The organism is Xanthomonas citri pv. citri, from assembly GCF_000961215.1.
Taxonomy (GTDB): Bacteria; Pseudomonadota; Gammaproteobacteria; order Xanthomonadales; family Xanthomonadaceae; genus Xanthomonas; species Xanthomonas cissicola.
Genome location: NZ_CP008998.1, coordinates 3,813,384 through 3,830,153, shown reverse-complemented (window position 1 = coordinate 3,830,153; position 16,770 = coordinate 3,813,384). Strand labels below are relative to the sequence as shown.

The following is a 16,770-nucleotide window of genomic DNA, read 5'->3' as shown; positions in this document are numbered from 1 at the left end:
GGCACAGACAGCATCTTCTGTAGTAGGTAGGCAATGGCTTTGTAAGTAAAAATAGCTTAAGTCGGTGACCGAGGCGGGGCATGGCGCCAAGCTGGTGGAGATAGCCGGCCGAACCATGCAGGAATTGCTGAGCTCGGTGAAAGAGTTCAGTCAGATCGTGGGCACTATCGCAGCGGCTAGCAGCGAGCAAAACGTTGGCATCGAGCAGATCAGCCAGATAGACGGCGCGACACAGCAGAATGCCACGCTGGTGGATACCATGGGGTCGTCGGCTCGTTCGTTGGAGAACCAAGCCTCGTTGCTTGTGCAAAGCGTGGCAGAGCGCGGACGCTGCGCCCCGGCCGAGACTGCGCTAGCGCTCGCATGCCAGGTCCTGTTTCTCGGCCCAGCCGGAGCGTTGTGCACTGCCGTTGCCGGCAGTTGCAATGCGGTCACGGGGCCTGCTTCAAGTGAGGTCAAGAATTTGGTATGGCCTGGCCAGGCACGCAGTGGCGCACCAGGGTTTCGCTGGCCGCGGCTCTGAGATGCGAAGATGTAGAAGGTCGCAGAAACTGAGGCGGCCACTCTATCGGTGGGTGAGGGCGAGGCATTTGCCCGCACAAGCTTGCCAGCGCTAGCTGTGGATCATTCACGTGGATACGAACTTGCAACCCGCCAGTGCGTGGATGTTCGTGTGTAGAGAGAGTTCTGGTTTGCGTTACAGACAGCTCGCAGCAAATTTCTGATGACGACAGTGAGGGTAAACAAATGGCACATCCAGTTGCCACAAACGCTGATCTTGCCGATGCGCTGGCAGCCTTAGACGCACGAGACGACGCAGCGAGTAGTCGTCATCTCGAGCGCGCTGCGCGCCAAGGCTCCATCATGGGACGCGCCATCAGGGACGTCCTGGATGATGGGAACTCTCGCAACGCCTATGACAAACCGCGGGCCTTTGAACTCTTTGTTCGTGGCGGGGGCAACCTTGCCCTCTATGAAGCCGTAAGCGCGGAGTTGGCCAAACTCTACGATGCGCTTCGGCCAAGCACTTTGTTAGACATTGGCGCGGGCGATGGCATGGCGTTGGTGCCTGCAATCGAGGCAAGCGGTCATGTGCCCGATCAAATTGACGTTGTTGAGCCCAACGATGTGCTCTTGGGCAAGCTGATAGCGTCGCTCCCTCTCGTCCGGGGGTATCGGATGACGATGGAGAATTTTGCAGAAGGGTTTGATGACGAGGACCATTGGGACTTGGCGCAATCCACGTTCGCTCTCCAGTCGATCGAGACAAAGACTCGTGAGCAGGCGTTGGCAGCCTTGGCTGGTCATGTGGATCGACTTGTCATCGTTGAGTTCGATGTGCCAGATCTGACCCCAAACAGCGACGCCTATTACCAATCGCTTGCTCACCGCTATGAACGGGCCGCGTCGGAGTATAGTGAGGACGCTGCGCTGGTAGCCGGAGGATTCCTTGCGCCCATGCTCTTGGGGCAGCTTCGATCCATCGCGCCCTCCAACCATGAGCAGCCGGCAGACGCTTGGGTGGCCGAGCTGGAGAGGGCGGGCTACCGCGTGCTTAGTAGAGCCAACCTGCACGATTACAGCTGGTCGACTGCGTTCTCGCTGACCGCTGCTCCAAAAGGCTGAGTCGGCAAGCTATCCCATCAGGTCTAGGTGGCATGCAAGGAGCGCCACCGCGTGTAGTGGTGGCGATGCCATGTCTCATGTGGTGCGACAACGCCACCGATACTCAAGCCCATGGACAGAGCCGAACTGCGCCTTCATCTCGAACGTCTCGATGCTGCGGTGCCCGCCCTGCGGGCCTCAAGTCCTGATCGCCGCCACTTTTGGCGAGCTTTCGCCAGCATGGCCGCTGCCATCGAGAGCAAGGCAGCGACGAGCGAGGACGCGCAGTTCGTCGGCCGTCGGGCCGAGGAAATCTTGTCCTGGCACGGGCTGGAAAACACGGACGAACACGTCTGAGTCCATTGGTGTCGACCAGCTCATCCCAATGCCTGCTTCTCAGGCGCAGCGGTGCTGCGTAGGAAAATCATGCACAGGACTGTAGTAGCCCATCACTGGCTGCAAAGCCCAGTCATCGCCTGCTGACTCAATCAACCCCGCCCATCCGAATGCCGTCTAGCCCGCAGCCTTGTAGGGCATGCATGGTGCTGTCTCCACCAGCGCTGGGCCTCTTAACGGAAATCCTTGCTCCGCTGTCCCGACCGCAAGGGCAGGCCTCCTCCTCGACGCTGAAGCTCTGTTGCGGCCCTTCGCTGCGCGCCGCTTGAGCGGTGCTCACTCCCGGGTGCGGTAGGGCCGGACGCTTCGCCTGTCGGTTCCCACGAGGCGCACAACGCGCTGGTGGAGAAGAACCGATGAAGCGCACCCAAGACCGAGCAGTCCAGTATCAACTTCAGATGGACGAGGAGGGCATCTTGCTCGCCGCCGCGACCATCTTGGAACAGCGCCTTCAACGCCAAGGCCGCATCCACAGCCCCGACCAAGCCGGCGACTACCTAGTTGCCCGCTGCGCTCACCTGCCGCACGAAGTCTTCGGGGTCGTCTTCCTGGACAACCAGCACCACATCATTTCTACCGAGCACTTGTTCACCGGCACCGTCGACGGGTGCGATGTCCACCCGCGAGTCGTGGCAAAGCGCGCTCTTGAGCTCAGCGCTGCCGCAGTCATCCTGTTTCACAATCACCCGAGCGGCAACCCGGAGCCCAGCGAAGCCGACCGCAAGGTCACCGAACGCCTGAAGCAGGCGCTGTCGCTTCTGGACATCCGCGTCCTCGACCACCTGGTTATTGGCGGCCAGCAGCACGTCAGCCTGGCCAGCAGGGGGTGGGCATAGCCCGCCCCCTCATACCTGTCCCTAGAAGCAGACGACAGCGGCAGTCCCGTGCTGCCGCTCCGAGGTTCACATCCACCAAGCCACGGCTCCTCTCAAAAGCCTTATTTCTTGCTCGGAATAAGGGCCACTACAAGCTTGGTCCCTTTGGGTAGTTCCGCGCGCAGTTGCGCTTCCATGACTCCATCTTTCAAGTCGAACCAAGGGTCCATGTAGCCGCCTGGAACCTTGAGCAGGTAGTGATAGCTCTTATATCTGACCCGGCTATAGATACACACGATGGTGCCACTGGGCAGCTTCGCGGGAGGGTTCCAGTCTGCGACGACCTTTACGTCTTTCTTGTAAAGAGCATTGGCTATCTCGTCTATCTCAAAGCCTTCCGGGTGGTCGTCTATTCCGCCTGACTTCTCCTTCTCCAGTAAGCGCTTTGCCCGCTGGTATGGGATGTCCAAGATCGATGCCACGCAGGCAGCCGCACAACCCAATTCGTCTTCCTGCGATACAAGTTCGTATTTCCGCATGCGTCCTATCCTTGTCTGAAGTTGCTGCATTGTATGGCTATCCATACAGCTGGAAAGGGCCGCGCTCAGCTGTCCATGGCGAAGGGTAGGGCGGTAGACTCTTGGGCAGAGCAATGGGTTGACACCCATATGGAGACCGAACGCATGGAAACGAAGACGATCAACGAACCCAAGGTCGGTGAGTTCTTCCAGTTACGTCCCGATGCCCGCAGAGGCGGAAAAGGCCACGGCGTGGTCTTCGAGAACGAGAAGGCATTGCTGTCGCCGCCGCGGCTCATCTTGAAGCCGGACGAGGGTGGGTTTCCGCCACTGCACGAGACTCCGCGCTTGGTCTACAACCCCAGCGAAGGGGAGTTGCCGCAGGACCTGGAGGGCGGCTTCAGTGGCTATTGGTTGGTCTCCGAACGGCTCCGCCAAGTGATGGAGTCTGTGGACGCAGATGCCTTCGTTTTCGCTGACGCCGACTGTCGCCTGGCCGATGGCTCCAAGGGGCCGACGTTCTTCCTCTGCGATGTCGTTCGCACGTTGGATGCCTTGGACGAGGACGCGTCCGAACTCGACATCAAGATCAGCGATGACTATGAGGACGGGAAGTATTACAGCTTGGCAGGCGGGAGTCGTTTGGCTTTCAAGCATGACGTGCTTGGAGAGGCCCACGTTTTCAGGCTTCCTTTCCATGGCGGTGTTTTTTGCGATCGGGTGTTCAAGGACGCTGTTGAGGCAGCGGGGATTGGCACCGAAGGCCAGTCGGATGGCCTCTGGTTCTACGACGTAGTGAACCGTTGACGCGAGCCGCAAGCCAACAGGAAGGAGCCTGAGTCATGCCGAACTATCGGACGCTTTTTCAAGATCACCACAACATTGAACAGCAGACGCTCAAGAACAGCGAGTTGCTGGCGAAGCTTCAAGAGACGGGCCGGTTCGACATTCACGCCCCAGAGAATCGCCTGTTCTTGCCGTCCGATCCGCAGTTCGCTCAGGCGTTGGACATTACGCCGCACAGCGGCGGTCCTCTTGGTGCTTACCAAGATGGCGTGATTGAGCGCTTGGACGATCTCCAGGCGACGCGGGATGGTCGCGCCGCCTTGCGTGGTGACCCTGAAGCATTGGAGCGCGTTGCCCAGCGTGTGGAGCAATTGCGCGACACCATCAAGGTCGGCTTGATCAATGGCGACTTGAACACCAATACGCCAGTGGGGCTTTCGCCCTCACAGGCGAGCGCGAAAGTTCAGAACTTTTTCCGTGACACCCCGGGCTATCACCAGGCCCACGCTCCACAGATCGATGCTCTGAAAGGTTTCACGGGAGTGGACCACGGCTGGGGTGGCGTGGCGAACTCTGAGTCCCGCATTGTCACCGCGCTCGATCAGATCCAGGTCAGCAGCACGGCCATTGCGCGTGGAGGGAATCCAACGCTGCAACGAAGTGGGCTCTCGGTTGCCATCGCCAATGCCCATCACGACGGACGTGTGGTGCTGTCAGAGCAGGGCCTCCTCAAGGTTGAGCAAACCTTGGGTGAGGAAGCTGCACAAAACCTCCGAGTGCCGCGCGGGCAGCGCGGTGATGTCGCCATGCAGCTGTTGATGGGCGAGGCTTCTGCTCGGGGCCTGACCCGTGCCGGCGGACTTTTGACCACCGGCGCGGATGCCGTCATGACCGCGCGCACGGCGTCGGCATTGATGGAGCAGGGCAACACGACGGCCGCCCAGTCGGAGGTTCAGCACGCCATTGCCCGTAACGCAGGCGGCTGGGCTGGTGGTGCTTCCACAGCGGCCGCGCTGGGCAGCAGCGGTGGCTTTGTGCCTGCGGCCTTGGTGGTTGGCGACGCGGTCCTGATGAGCAAGGCCTTCGACAAAGGCGCTGACTTGTTGGACAACCGCGCCATCTACCACCAGACCGACAAGGCGGGCGTAGAGTGGCAGTTCAACGGACGGGATTGGGAACGCCAGGGCGCTTTCGAGCGCGCGGCCGATGGACGAGACACTCCCAGTCAGGCTCCGGTGGGAGCCAGCTACGCCAAGTCCCAAGAGTTGGGTGCCATGGCGAACGCCAAGGCCGCCGAGTTGGCGTTGGGCAAGGCGCCGCCGCCGCAGGATCCGTTCAATCTCCCGGCCAAGCCGAGCGACCAGACGGGATTGGACAACCAAAACTGGCAACGCAATCCGGCCACTGAGTCCTGGGAGCGCCAAGTCAAGACCGGCCCGGCGGGTGCCAACGACCGTGGCGTCTACGAGCCACAGATAGCCAGCCCGGAGCAAACCCAGCGCCTGAACCAGGAAGCCCTGGGGCGCATCGAGAACAACATCGCCACCGGTCGCGAGGCCATCGCCCAGGCCTACCTGGAAAGCCATGCCGCCCAGCGTGGGCAGGACTACGGGGTTGCAGTGCCGGAAGCCGTAGAGAGCGCCCGGGCAAAGCCCGACCAGGTCCAGGGCCATAACGGCCAGCTCTACCAGCGCAACGAGGCTGGGCAATGGGCGGGCAAGGACGGAGTGGCCGCCGGCAACCTGGCGGTGGAACTGGAGCTGACGAATCAGATGCGCCAGCCCTCGCTGGAGCGCGCCCAGGAAACCTTAGCGGCCATTGAGGCTCGCCCAGCGCCCACGCCGGCGCAGATGGAGCACAACGAGCTCCTGCATCGCTACCGGGCCGCGGGGGTCGACCTCAACGCTCAGGAGAATAACCTTCAGGCGGTGGAGCTGGCCACCCAGCGCACTAAGCATTCCGAAGGCCTTGCCGGCCCGACGATGCAGCAGCTGAAGCCGAACGAGCAGGGGCAATACGGCTACGACAGTCCCATTGCCCATTACCAAGTTGACCAAGACGGGGTTGCCCACCAGGTCGCGTTGACGACCGCTGAGGAGCTACGCCAGGCCAAGGCCGAGCTGGGCCAGCCGGCCATGGCGCACGTGCCGACGCTGGGCGCGGTTTCGGTGACCGGGCCGGGGCGCAGCAAAGAGCAGGAGGCCGAACCGGCTCAGGAGAAGGCGGCGCCGGGGCCGGTGCTGGCCGACAATCCTGCGCACCCTGACCACTCGACCTACCAGCAGATCCATTCCTGGGTGCGTGGCACGGGCAACTGGAACGTCGAAGAGAGCAAGAACGTCACCGCCTCGCTCTACAAGCAGCAAACCGAAGACCCGTTGCTGCAGCGGGTCGACAAGGTCACGGGCGGGCTGGGCAAAGACGGGGCGGAGAACGTCTTTGCGGTCTATGCGCCCTTTGGGGACAAAGGACCCTTTTTCCATGCCCATGTCGACGGGCGCGAGGCCTCGCAGGAGCCGGCCCAGCAGAACCTGCAGCAGGCGGAGGTCATTAAGCAGGACCAGACGCGACAGCAGGCGTTGGAAGAGACACAGCAGCAGACTGCACGGCAAGACCAGGCGCGACCAAGCCGGTCGCTGTAAGCGCTTCTGTCTGCGCTGGCCACAGTACTCGATCGCGGTCTCTGCTCTTCTCGCCAAGTAGATGGCCGTGGGTTAATGCTGTTGCAAAGGATCTTAGGCCCTCAGAAAGGAACTTAAAGTGCTGAAGGTGGCCTTCTAGCGAGGTATCGATGCTCCAGTCACGGTGTAAAGATAAGTCATGCAAAACGCGCCCTAAAGTAATCGACACGTAGAACTGTGCATTTTGGAGTAATCGCCAGTTCAGATGGCTTTGCTCTCCTCGGTGAACCAATAGGTTTCGAGCTCTGTAAATTCGATAAATTTGCCATTCAATACGAAGTTTGGACTGCTCAAGTCGGCGTGCTGTCGACTCCGGGTCGTGAAGCTCCTTCCATGCTTCGTAAAGACGATGCCTTAGAATCGGGCTGCTATCGCCTGCCATAGCAAGAAGTGCGAGAATTTTGGGATTATTTTCGGGTCCGCAGAGGGCCGCTAGGACCTCATCGATAGCAAATTTATTTTCTGTCGACGTAGGGAATAACGCCTTATCAATTGGTAAGCCAATGAATTGTCTAAAGGAGTGGATCTCTAGAGCGAAGTAGGTGACGACCCTGTCGATCCTTCGCCAGCTGACAAGCGGGGCAATCTTTTTCGCAACTCTTTCGCCTATAGCAGCGGGGCCTGCGGGTCCACTCAATGTTTCTAGTGCCGTCCATAGGTCAATGATGGCGGCGCGCGGATCTTGAGCTGCTACTGCCAATCGATGACACTCCAGAGCACTCGACAATCGACCTTCCAGCCTTGAACCTAAGCTTTTGACTCGGTCGCGGGCTAGATAACGATGTTTACTTCGTGGAAGCAATCCGAAATGAACACTTGGTGCAATCCGAATAATTTGAGCCTCTGGACCTGGTCGCTTCACCAGGATCTTGTCGTGAACCTGAAAGGTTGGGGAATTTCGATAAAGATTATGAACGTCCATGAGCGCTGAAAGTGTGCCGGCGGCTAAGCGCGCAGCAACCGTAGCAGAAGCGGCGACTACACTAACGACGACATGGGTTTGCTTGGAATATAACTTCAGCCATGGTGCCGCTTCTTGTTTGATCCCATTGATATCAGGGCCTTCGCGAAGCCGCAGCGAGGCGGCGCCAATTGTAGATGCGATATCTCCAAGTTTTCCGGAAACCGCGAGAAAACATGTCCACTCTTGCTTATGCGATAGTAACGGTGCAACTAACCTATCAATCACCTTTGACGGAGCTAGTTGCAGCAAATCTTCGCCAATAGCTTCGATGGATTCGTCCCTGCATCCTCTATACTGAACTTGCGTAGCTAAGGTTGAAAGGCGCGAAACTAAGGCGCTCTTCGGAATTTTGGGCCTGGATGCTAGTGCCTCGGCATCTTTCGCGAAACGCCGGGGTGCATCGCCAAAAGAACTGATCGCGATTTCTATTGATTGACGAAGACTGGCTTCCTGGTTGTTAGCTCTTCTGCAGCTACTCAGGACTCGTTCAAGAGAATACTTTAGCTTCCTGTCGCCTTGAAGAAGCCTTTCCTCATGTTGCATGAGTAGCTCTAGCTCAGTGGCAAGCATCTCCAAATGAGCCTGCCATCTCGCGTCGAGCGCAGCTACTGAGGCTACGTGCAGAAGATCCTCTAACAGTAAAGAAAGATCCAGCGTCCGGCATTGGAACGAGTCAGGCGAGGTTGGCAGTAGCAATTCGTGCCAGACTTGGACCACAAACAGGCTGTCACGATTGACAGTCGGATCAAATAGAGTAGCCGGGAATTCTGGAAGCCACATACGAAAAAAGGGCTTTGGCCTTTCAGGATCTGCCTATGGCAGTCCTAATTGGCGAGCCCTATATCTCGTTGTCCGAAGACGTCTAAATACATTACGCTCTCCTGTCCTTGGTGTCAAGGGGGAGCGTGCACGTGTCCTGCGGCCCCTGTCAAGATGTCTGACGACGCGCCAGCCGCTCAAGACTCACTGGCTAATGGTGCCGCTGATTAAGATTGGGAGGCCCATCTCGCAGGGGATGCTTGCCATATCCAATCTCCCGCGAAAAGCAGGGAGAATTTTATACAAATTCTTGTCAAAGGGCGCTGAGAAGTCGAAAAGGACTGACATCTTGTCTTATGGTCACACTGCGTTGATTTGGTTCACGGCACGGCATGATGGGGCAAGGGGCGCCCTGGCCGACTTAGGGCGCCAATGCCCACAAAGTTTGGCCTAAAAGCCTATGGTTCTGCCGCTGCACACTTCAGACGCATGGCCAGTCAAAGACTGTATTGCCGCAGGATGGGGCCGCGAAGCTTCAAGCAAAATGAAAAGCGTGCTCGCCAGCCTAGCCAAGGGCGAAAGCACGTTCGCGCCTGATCGATCCTGGGACGCGCTCTTGGTCCGCCTATTCCCCGAAGTCGCCCGCTTGTGGGTCGCGGAACCTGGGCAAGTGGCGAAGACCGCATTGACTACGACTAAGCAGGATCTGAGGACCTAGGAGGGTCCATCATGGAAGACACCGAATCGTTGAAATTTGAAGACTGGCCAGATGCGGTGGCTTTTGTGCCCTACGTGGGCAGCCGGTATTATCTAGAGGGCTTTGGGGGGCGTCGTGTGCTGCTGTTAGGCGAGTCCCACTACCGCGAAGACGGGTTGACCGACGACCCCGCCTTCACTCGCCCTTTCACCCGTGACACGTTCGGGGACATGGAGACCTGTGAGCGGAAGGGCGGGGGGAAGTTCTTCGACGAGCTGGATCGTTTGCTGACGGGCAAGGGCACACCAGCGCTCTCCGGTGCAGCGCAAGCTTGGGAGCGTGTCGCCCTCTGCAACCTGTCCCAGCGTTTCGCTGGCACCGCAGCAGGACATCGCCCGTTGGGCTCTGACTTCAAGGACGGCGGGAAAGTTCTGGTAAGCGCCATTCTTCCGATCCTCCAGCCAGAGGTGATCTTGGTGCTCGGGCGGACTGCTTGGCGCATGTTCGCGCATGGTGAGCGCACCGATCGGCCTATCTTCCATGCGCGCTATGTCAACTCAGAAGGGCGTCGGCGCCGCTACTTGGAGGAGCGGCATGTGTGGGCGCTTGATTACGGCAATGGTATGGCGTGGATGACTTGGGTTTACCACCCCTCGTGGAACGTGGATTGCTGGGAGGACCGGGCGGCAGCATTGCGGCACCTGCTGGAGTGTCCACACGACAGGCCAATGGCATGACCGAGCACCCTTTAACAAGCGGGATTCAAGCCGTGCTGTCATCCGTTCGCCAGCGGAGGTCGCCCACAGCGCAAGATATTGCTCAAGAAGCAATAGAGGCCAGGGAAAGCTTAGAGACCAACATGGGGTGCATGTCGCAGATCGGCATCCCGACGGGCAGCGAGCGTCATCGGGTGGCTTTCAGTTGCTGCGGGCATCGATGGACTACGGCCGCGCATTGCTCTTCTTGTTAGAAACCCATCCCATCGATCTGCCGGCCGTGGCGTTGGGGATGCATCGCTCGCAGATCGAGCAGTTCCTGCGAGCGGTGTTTGTCCAGTTCCTCGCCGACGATGATCAGTTTCAAGACTTTCTTGAGGAGGACCGAGGCCCCCGCAAGAAGAATGAAAAAGGAAAGTGGGTCGCCATTTCATTAAAGGACTTGGCCGCCGACGTCGAAACGACCATTGCACGAATAGGTCAGGACGAGGAGCCCCAAAAGCTTGCCCGCACCGTAAGCAATGTGTGGGATCCGCTTTGCGGGTTGGTCCATGGCGGACGGGCATCCGGACTATGTATCAAGATCCGAATGGTCAGATCGGTGCCAACGTGCCGGCAGGCATTTTGTTTCAGGCCACGGTCAATTCGGTGGCGACGACAAACCTCTGCGTTATCACTGCCCTGAGCGCAGCGGGGGTTGGTGCATGGGAAGAAAGCGATGTGGTTGCCTGTGCTGCCGCGGCTATGGCTCGTTACATGCGTCAGCGCATCGCGCGGATGGACCGGCTCGCCTTTTACACCGATTGACTATAGAAAGGGTGTCTCAGGTGAGCGTTCGACATCATGGGGTACCGATGCTTAGCCCGTAAATCCACTGCGGGCACCATTTTCCCTTCGCCAGCTGACGTTGCACGAATGTTCGGTAGTCAGTAGCTGAAGGCACAGGCGCAGTCCGCTTGTGCCGGCGGTGGTTGCAAGCCGCATGAGCAGCCACAACGTTGCCGACCACGTCTTTCCCGCCATCTTGGCAAGCCACGAGATGCTTGGCCGTGCATTGGTAAGGACGTGCCGAGCGGGGGCGTAAGCCCAGCTCGTTAGGCGAGGCGAGCCACGTCGGCAGGGTGAAATAGAAGCAGCGGCCATGCTGTGCATGGAAGGCAAGTAGGCGAAAGGTCTTGAGGCGTTTCTTGCTAATGGGAAGCTCCGGAATCGAAAGGATTCCCGTGCCCCCATTGGGTGGACCTCGGGCACCCGGAACCGTTTGGCTATGCGGGCACAACACCGGGGGATGCCCCACTGGCAGACATGTTGTAGCTCAACTTTTGGACTGCCGCAACTATGCGGCGTGCGCGCATAGGAAGAGCTGGCGACTACGCTCAGTGCGTTCTTGGGCTTTCGTCAGCTCCGGTGATCGCCATCCGCAAGGCGCCGAGTGAGCTCGCTTGGTTACGGATTCCGGCGTCGCTCCGATTTCCCACGTGCGCTAAAAGCGCACCCACCAACTCAGCATCCTCCAGCGATTCTGCTCCTGCAAGGAACACGAGATCTGCGACTCGCGTGCGACGCTTGGTCTCTTCGCGGCGCTGTGTTTCCTTGGCTTTTGCCGCCTGGCGCTGCTGCGCTAAAAACTCACGCGCTTGGAACTGGGCCAATCGTTCTGTGGCTCTTTGTATTCTCTGGTGGTAGCGGATTGGCTCGGTCATGCTTTTCTCCTCTGGGTGATTACGAGTCAACCAAAGAAATGGCTCGCGTCAAGTTTGCGCCGGCTTGAAAATTTTGGCTCCCTCGAAATCGAAAATATCTAAAGAACAAGGCTTAAAAGAAAGGAGCAAGAGCGCACTGATGCAATGTCTGCGACATAGCGCGCGCCGGGTGCTACGCCCCCGGACCCCCAAGCGCTCCGCGCTTGCGCAAATCAAAAGCACGTCATAAAGAGAGCAACCTCATCCGGAGCTCTCCATGGCCATCTACCACTCTCGCGTCAAAGTTTTTAGTCGTTCCCGCGGCGACTCTGCTGTGGCCGCAGCCGCTTATCGGGCTGGCCTGCTACTTATCGATCACCTCACTGGCCAGCGCCACGACTACCGCCGCCGCGGTGGAGTGGTGGCGTCCGAATGCCTTGCTCCCCAGGATGCGCCGGCGTGGGCCCTTGTCCCGGCCGAGCTCTGGCAAAAGGCCGAGGCGGCGGAAAACCGCAAGAATTCAGTGGTGGCACGCGAGTTCGAGGTCGCCTTGCCCCACGAGCTCAACGACGAGCAGCGGTCCGTGCTCGCCACGGCCATCGGCCAAGCGCTGGTCGCCCGCTACGGATTTGCCGTGCAAGCCAGCATCCACTCGCCGGGCTCCCGTGACGGCCTGAACCATCACGTCCACCTCCTCGCCACCACGCGGCGGTTGACCAGCGACGGCTTTGCCGAGAAGACGAGGGAGCTGGACGGCGGAGCGTCGGGGAAGATTGAGATCGAGTGGATCCGCCAAACCATTGCATCCACCATCAACGAGCACTTGGCCGCTGCCGGTATCGATGCCCGGGTCGACCATCGCCGCCTTGAAGTCCAGGCTGAAGACGCCCTGGCTCGCGGCGACTGGGCCGAAGCCATGGTGCTGTCCCGGCAGCCCACGAAACACGTGGGCAAGACAGCCACGGCATTGGCGCGCAATGGCGTCATGACCGACCGTGCCGCCGAGAACGCGCGCATCATTCGAGAGAACGAGGAAGCCTTTGAACGGTTGCTCGCTCAAGCCGAGCAGGAGGGAAGGGCAATTCCAAACTCTATTGGCCATAGCCACGACCAAGCGCAGCGCGACCGTCGACGCCGAGCTGGCTCCAGGAACGAACTTCAAACCTCTGTGCCAGGGTTGGAAATCCACGGGTTCCGCGGCATGCGCCTCTCGGATGCCTTGGGTCGGCCTGCGGAAGATGCGCGGGTGCGGCCGCTACGCTCTATCACTGAGCTGGTCGCCGAGGCAGCTCGGGACCTGGCGGACATCCTCTCGACCCGGCCAGACCTGGCGTTGACCGCTGCGCAGCGCGTGGTGGGACAATGGACCGCGCATGCGTCTACTCTTCTCGACAGTATCGATTTGCGCAGGTGGCTTAACGGCCTGGTTGAACGACTCGGCCGTCTGAAACGGAGCGTGCTCAAGTTCGCCCAGCGGACTAGCGCCTTGGGGCGTGCCGAGAAACTCTTCCACTTGGCCGAACAAGCGTGGGAGCAGTTTAACGGCGACCACCCTCGTCCCGATGGCGAGTGGACCTCTCAAGAATGGGAAAAGCGGCGGGGAAGGCGGTTGGCGGTCCTGGAAAAGCGCGCAACCGAATTGGCGGCAGCCCGGGCGGCAGCTTCCGAGAAGCGTTGGAATGACTACGAGAATGAAATTGAGCTCCGCACAGCTGAGGTGGAGCAGTGGAGCGAGGAGGTTCTTGCGAGTCCTGAGCTCGACATCGCGAGCCGGCCTGTTGAGTTGGTCAAGGCCGCTTCTGCTGCACCCAAGCCCTACCCAATGCCGACGCCAGCGCCACGACCAACAAGCCGGCGCCCGCGGCCCTGATGGATATCGAAAGCCCCGCATCTGCGGGGCTTTTTTCTCTTGGCCCTCAGTGCCGGGGACGAGGGCGGAGGTCTATCCGCTCGATCCCGATGGGTTCCTTGGGGCGGGGGACATTGTCCTTTTCCTTGTTCTTCTTGCGCATCTCCCGCCATTCTTCGACGGACGCCGGCATGGTCGGCACGATGCTGCGATCAACGGCCGCTCGTTTGACCAGGATGGGTTGAGAAGGTGCCATGGCTGAGGCCTGGGTTTGACTGGCTGGCCCTGGCCCGCCGAGCCTCAGCAGCTCGGCGGCCAAGTCGAGCGCGTATTGGATGTCTTCCACTTCATGAGGTGGAAGGCGTGTGGTGCGCTGCTGAAGGAGGTGGCCGAGCAAGCGACTGGCGACCTGAATCTGTGTTTGGTGCATGGGTGCTCCTGTGTTGGGTGAGCCCTCATCCAACCAAGAACCGACGCTTAAGCAAGAGCTCGCTTTCGGCTGCATTTCACAAGTTTGAATACGCGAAAAAAGTTTGATTTGAGGTATGTTGATAGGTGATATCAACGCCAGGCATCCGGATTCATTTATGGCTGGCCGGGGACATGGCCAGCCTGCGGGATGTTCTTGAGCCGCCGTCGTCGCCTCGCTATGATCAGGTATCAACCGGGGTATCATTTTTGGATCACCCCACTCCGGGATAAGCTAGGAAAATCAATTGGTTGGCGTGGGAGGATTCTGTTCCCATCGCCCGCTCCACATCTGGCACGTCTTCTGGCCGAGCGCGTCGCTCCCCAGTTCACTTTCGATTGCATGCAACCGGTGATCAAGTGATCGGATGCGCCGCGATTGCGCATCACTCTGAGCCGCAACGCGTTGAAATCCAACATCGGGCGCTCGGTGTTGGCAGCGCACCGCGCTGTACATGACGCATCGTGCTCAGCGAGCAGTGCAATGGACATGCTGAAGAAATCTGCGCCGGCACCAGTTCGGTCATTGCTTCGGCTGAATATTCTCCAGCGAATTTTTGCGTGCCATCAATAGCGACAGAGTGCGCTTATCTGCATGCACGCCATCCAACACAGTGCGTGCTCGCCCCGCGCATGGAAGACATCTGAAGCCCGCACAAAGAACGAAGAAAAAGGATAGGCGCCGCGGATGGATTGGCATACAGTGCCCGCCGCTACGCTGGCAGTGGTTGCTGGCGCAGATGTCAGGTTCGATGGAACGCTTGACCAGGCCGACCGGCTGTAGTGGCAACAAGGCAAGACACGCGGAGCGCGGTCTGCCGATTGGAAAGGAAGTGTCTGTTGAGGTTGTTGAAACGCTGGATGTCGTTGCTGGTGGTTTTGGTTTTACCTGTAAGTGCTGCAGAGCTGGTCGGTCGTGCGACGGTGACCGATGGTGACACCATCACCGTTGCCCATCAGCGCATCCGCCTGTGGGGCATCGATGCGCCGGAGAGCGCACAACAGTGCAGCGCACACGATGGCAACGCCTGGCCGTGCGGCCGCCGCGCTGCAGCGGCATTGGATGGCTATCTGCTGGACAAGACCGTGCGCTGCCAGCCAAAGGATACCGATCGTTATGGCCGCACGGTCGCCGAATGCTTCGTGCAGGGGCAGTCCGTCAATGCATGGATGGTGCGCTCTGGCTGGGCGGTCGCCTATCGTCAATACGCCACCGCGTTCGAAGCAGACGAGCGCATCGCGCAGCAGCAGCGGCGCAATCTCTGGCAGGGTGCGTTTCAGATGCCGGCAGACTACCGCCGCGACAGGAAGGCGCGGACAGCAACCACACGCCAGGCTGCAGCATCGGTGCCAGGCAATTGCACGATCAAGGGCAATATCTCCAGCGATGGCAAGAAGATCTTCCATCTGCCGGGCCAGCGCGATTACGCGAAGACGCGCATCTCGCCGGCGAAGGGCGAGCGTTTCTTTTGTTCGGTGAATGAAGCGGCTACCGCCGGGTGGAGACCGGCGCACCGGTGATGGTGCTGCGGGGTACCGAGGCCCGCCGGCATCCCAGCTTCTGAATTTTCTTGCGTAGAGTCAGGGAGATCCCGATTGAGCCGGCTCTACTGCCGCCGCATAGTGCAGGCATGACCACCCATTCCCAACTCGTCGGCGCGCTGATCAAGGGGATGCGCCGTGCCGAGTCTGCGTGGGCGGCGTCGATTGCCTACGGCGCCGGGCTCGCAAAGCAAGTGAGCTTCGGCCATGTCACGCCGGACAATGCGGGCAAGGTCCTGGACATGTTCGCGCTCGATCCCGAACAGATCCGCGAACTCGGGCTGATTGGGGTGGAGGAACTGGGCGAGACGGTCTATCACGCGTGGTCGATCAATGCCGGCGAATTGGATCGGGTGGTGCAGTGGTTTCGCACCCCGCGGGTGGAGTTTGTCGGCAAGCACTGCAGCGAACTGATCCGCGCCGGGCGAATCGGCCCGGTCCTGACCATGGCCCGCGAGCACGCACTGCTTCGCCATCGCTGAGCGCCAGCAGACCCGCACGGGCCCGGGCGCTTTACGCTGGGCGGCCCAGCGGCAATACTCGTCGACCCGTCCATACCTTATGTTTTGCCAATGCGCCAGGATTCGCCCGCTTCACCCACCGCCGCCGCCCGGGCTCAACTGCTGGAAGAGCTGCGCAAGCTTGAGCAGGAAGAAGCGCAGCTGAAATACGCCCAGACGCTGGAAGCCTTCGACCAGGTGATCGAGGTGCTTACCCAGTTCGGCAGCCGTTTCAATGCCAAGCAAAAATCCCAGATCGCCTCGCTGGCGATGACCGGCAAGACCAAGGGGCCGCTGTCTTCCACCGGCGAAGTGGTCGCCAAGTACTGGATTCCACATTCCGGCGAAACCTGGTCCGGCCGTGGTCGTACGCCGCGCGCCTTCAAGGCCTGGGAAGGCACCAGCTCTTATAAAGAGTGGAAAGCCAATCATCCGGATAAGCGCTTCCCGCTGTATCCGGGTTGAGTCGTTCGACAAGGGATATCGAGGGCCTGCAGTGGGTTAGGCGTTGCTTTGGCCTTCGATGTTTTGGTGAGTGGTTTGCGCAGCAGCGCCTTGCTTTGCGCTTGTCGTATTGCAAGACGCCTGGCTGATTTTCCGTGGTCTGCGGAGTCCGGTTGGATTTTCAATGAATCTATCGTCGATAAATGGCTTGGATGTTTGCACGCTTTAAGTGTGGTTGGCCGCAGACTTGCTGATGTCTGGCTTTTGAGCGTGTACTGCAGCTGCACGGCTGAGGACCGCAAGTTGCATGTTTTCAAACATCGCAGTCGATGCCGGTTTTTCAAGCAA

General features: G+C 59.6%; 17 protein-coding genes. 13 read left to right on the top strand and 4 right to left on the bottom strand.

From position 1 onward, the window contains the following. Positions 1-64: 64 nt before the first annotated feature. From AMD14_RS16975 to AMD14_RS16960, 4 genes are all read left to right on the top strand, one after another. Positions 65-523: a chemotaxis transducer gene (locus tag AMD14_RS16975; protein ID WP_011052152.1), complete on the top strand. Its 459-nt coding sequence runs from the start codon at positions 65-67 to the stop codon at positions 521-523. A gap of 224 nt (positions 524-747) precedes the next feature. Next, positions 748-1,626: a hypothetical protein gene (locus tag AMD14_RS16970; protein WP_015472628.1), complete on the top strand. Its 879-nt coding sequence runs from the start codon at positions 748-750 to the stop codon at positions 1,624-1,626. Between the two features lie 111 nt (positions 1,627-1,737). Beyond that, the gene (locus tag AMD14_RS16965; RefSeq protein ID WP_015472627.1) at positions 1,738-1,962 is read left to right on the top strand and encodes a hypothetical protein; all 225 of its coding nucleotides are present in this window, start codon (positions 1,738-1,740) and stop codon (positions 1,960-1,962) included. A 395-nt stretch (positions 1,963-2,357) separates the two neighbouring features. Continuing rightward, on the top strand, positions 2,358-2,837 hold the full coding sequence (locus tag AMD14_RS16960) for a JAB domain-containing protein (protein WP_015463536.1): 480 nt from the start codon (positions 2,358-2,360) through the stop codon (positions 2,835-2,837). A gap of 101 nt (positions 2,838-2,938) precedes the next feature. Here the strand turns inward: AMD14_RS16960 and AMD14_RS16955 are convergent, their stop codons facing one another. Beyond that, a complete protein-coding gene (locus AMD14_RS16955) occupies positions 2,939-3,355 on the bottom strand; it encodes a hypothetical protein (RefSeq protein WP_015463535.1) in 417 nt (138 codons plus the stop codon). Positions 3,356-3,499: 144 nt separating this feature from the next. Between AMD14_RS16955 and AMD14_RS16950 the strand changes: the two genes are divergently transcribed. Together AMD14_RS16950 and AMD14_RS16945 are read left to right on the top strand one after the other, a co-directional pair. Beyond that, on the top strand, positions 3,500-4,141 hold the full coding sequence (locus AMD14_RS16950; protein WP_011052148.1) for a DUF1629 domain-containing protein: 642 nt from the start codon (positions 3,500-3,502) through the stop codon (positions 4,139-4,141). A gap of 35 nt (positions 4,142-4,176) precedes the next feature. Next, positions 4,177-6,762, top strand: coding sequence for an XVIPCD domain-containing protein (locus tag AMD14_RS16945; RefSeq protein WP_011052147.1), 2,586 nt, complete (start codon positions 4,177-4,179; stop codon positions 6,760-6,762). On the opposite strand, the gene AMD14_RS24755 is transcribed toward AMD14_RS16945, so the two are convergent. After that, positions 6,671-8,545 carry a hypothetical protein gene (locus AMD14_RS24755; RefSeq protein ID WP_125459519.1) on the bottom strand — a complete coding sequence of 625 codons (1,875 nt, stop codon included), beginning with the start codon at positions 8,543-8,545 and terminating at the stop codon, positions 6,671-6,673. The genes AMD14_RS16945 and AMD14_RS24755 overlap by 92 nt on opposite strands. A gap of 708 nt (positions 8,546-9,253) precedes the next feature. On the opposite strand from AMD14_RS24755, the gene AMD14_RS16940 reads away from it, so the two are divergent. From AMD14_RS16940 to AMD14_RS16935, 3 genes are all read left to right on the top strand, one after another. Next, the gene (locus tag AMD14_RS16940) at positions 9,254-9,958 is read left to right on the top strand and encodes a uracil-DNA glycosylase family protein (RefSeq protein ID WP_011052145.1); all 705 of its coding nucleotides are present in this window, start codon (positions 9,254-9,256) and stop codon (positions 9,956-9,958) included. Positions 9,959-10,157: 199 nt separating this feature from the next. Next, positions 10,158-10,622, top strand: a complete 465-nt coding sequence (locus AMD14_RS25710) for a DUF6988 family protein (protein ID WP_425508926.1) — start codon at positions 10,158-10,160, stop codon at positions 10,620-10,622. Then, entirely contained in the window at positions 10,511-10,744 is a 234-nt protein-coding gene (locus tag AMD14_RS16935) for a hypothetical protein (RefSeq protein WP_015463534.1), read from the top strand. Before AMD14_RS25710 ends, AMD14_RS16935 begins: the two co-directional genes overlap by 112 nt. 569 nt (positions 10,745-11,313) lie before the next feature. On the opposite strand, the gene AMD14_RS23845 is transcribed toward AMD14_RS16935, so the two are convergent. Continuing rightward, complete coding sequence (locus tag AMD14_RS23845; RefSeq protein WP_015463533.1) at positions 11,314-11,640, bottom strand: conjugal transfer protein TraD; 327 nt, start codon at positions 11,638-11,640, stop codon at positions 11,314-11,316. 256 nt (positions 11,641-11,896) lie between these two features. On the opposite strand from AMD14_RS23845, the gene mobQ reads away from it, so the two are divergent. Continuing rightward, positions 11,897-13,489, top strand: coding sequence for a MobQ family relaxase (mobQ, locus tag AMD14_RS16930; RefSeq protein WP_011052141.1), 1,593 nt, complete (start codon positions 11,897-11,899; stop codon positions 13,487-13,489). A 46-nt stretch (positions 13,490-13,535) separates the two neighbouring features. Here mobQ and AMD14_RS16925 read toward each other — a convergent pair whose 3' ends face one another. Beyond that, positions 13,536-13,898, bottom strand: a complete 363-nt coding sequence (locus tag AMD14_RS16925; protein WP_015463532.1) for a hypothetical protein — start codon at positions 13,896-13,898, stop codon at positions 13,536-13,538. Between the two features lie 899 nt (positions 13,899-14,797). Between AMD14_RS16925 and AMD14_RS16920 the strand changes: the two genes are divergently transcribed. The 3 genes from AMD14_RS16920 to AMD14_RS16910 all read left to right on the top strand — a co-directional run bounded on the left by AMD14_RS16920 (position 14,798) and on the right by AMD14_RS16910 (position 16,443). After that, entirely contained in the window at positions 14,798-15,457 is a 660-nt protein-coding gene (locus AMD14_RS16920; RefSeq protein WP_015463531.1) for a thermonuclease family protein, read from the top strand. A 110-nt stretch (positions 15,458-15,567) separates the two neighbouring features. Then, entirely contained in the window at positions 15,568-15,960 is a 393-nt protein-coding gene (locus AMD14_RS16915; RefSeq protein WP_003490667.1) for a hypothetical protein, read from the top strand. Between the two features lie 90 nt (positions 15,961-16,050). Then, the gene (locus AMD14_RS16910) at positions 16,051-16,443 is read left to right on the top strand and encodes an H-NS histone family protein (RefSeq protein WP_003490669.1); all 393 of its coding nucleotides are present in this window, start codon (positions 16,051-16,053) and stop codon (positions 16,441-16,443) included. Positions 16,444-16,770 lie beyond the last annotated feature (327 nt).

Excerpts from the sequence above, each read along its gene's own strand:
- AMD14_RS16970 (WP_015472628.1), top strand. The coding sequence starts at position 748 with ATGGCACATCCAGTTGCCACAAACGCTGATCTTGCCGATGCGCTGGCA.
- AMD14_RS16965 (WP_015472627.1), top strand. The coding sequence starts at position 1,738 with ATGGACAGAGCCGAACTGCGCCTTCATCTCGAACGTCTCGATGCTGCG.
- AMD14_RS16960 (WP_015463536.1), top strand. The coding sequence starts at position 2,358 with ATGAAGCGCACCCAAGACCGAGCAGTCCAGTATCAACTTCAGATGGAC.
- AMD14_RS16955 (WP_015463535.1), bottom strand. The coding sequence starts at position 3,355 with ATGCGGAAATACGAACTTGTATCGCAGGAAGACGAATTGGGTTGTGCG.
- AMD14_RS16950 (WP_011052148.1), top strand. The coding sequence starts at position 3,500 with ATGGAAACGAAGACGATCAACGAACCCAAGGTCGGTGAGTTCTTCCAG.
- AMD14_RS16945 (WP_011052147.1), top strand. The coding sequence starts at position 4,177 with ATGCCGAACTATCGGACGCTTTTTCAAGATCACCACAACATTGAACAG.
- AMD14_RS24755 (WP_125459519.1), bottom strand. The coding sequence starts at position 8,545 with ATGTGGCTTCCAGAATTCCCGGCTACTCTATTTGATCCGACTGTCAAT.
- AMD14_RS16940 (WP_011052145.1), top strand. The coding sequence starts at position 9,254 with ATGGAAGACACCGAATCGTTGAAATTTGAAGACTGGCCAGATGCGGTG.
- AMD14_RS25710 (WP_425508926.1), top strand. The coding sequence starts at position 10,158 with ATGGACTACGGCCGCGCATTGCTCTTCTTGTTAGAAACCCATCCCATC.
- AMD14_RS16935 (WP_015463534.1), top strand. The coding sequence starts at position 10,511 with ATGTATCAAGATCCGAATGGTCAGATCGGTGCCAACGTGCCGGCAGGC.
- AMD14_RS23845 (WP_015463533.1), bottom strand. The coding sequence starts at position 11,640 with ATGACCGAGCCAATCCGCTACCACCAGAGAATACAAAGAGCCACAGAA.
- mobQ (WP_011052141.1), top strand. The coding sequence starts at position 11,897 with ATGGCCATCTACCACTCTCGCGTCAAAGTTTTTAGTCGTTCCCGCGGC.
- AMD14_RS16925 (WP_015463532.1), bottom strand. The coding sequence starts at position 13,898 with ATGCACCAAACACAGATTCAGGTCGCCAGTCGCTTGCTCGGCCACCTC.
- AMD14_RS16920 (WP_015463531.1), top strand. The coding sequence starts at position 14,798 with ATGTCGTTGCTGGTGGTTTTGGTTTTACCTGTAAGTGCTGCAGAGCTG.
- AMD14_RS16915 (WP_003490667.1), top strand. The coding sequence starts at position 15,568 with ATGACCACCCATTCCCAACTCGTCGGCGCGCTGATCAAGGGGATGCGC.
- AMD14_RS16910 (WP_003490669.1), top strand. The coding sequence starts at position 16,051 with ATGCGCCAGGATTCGCCCGCTTCACCCACCGCCGCCGCCCGGGCTCAA.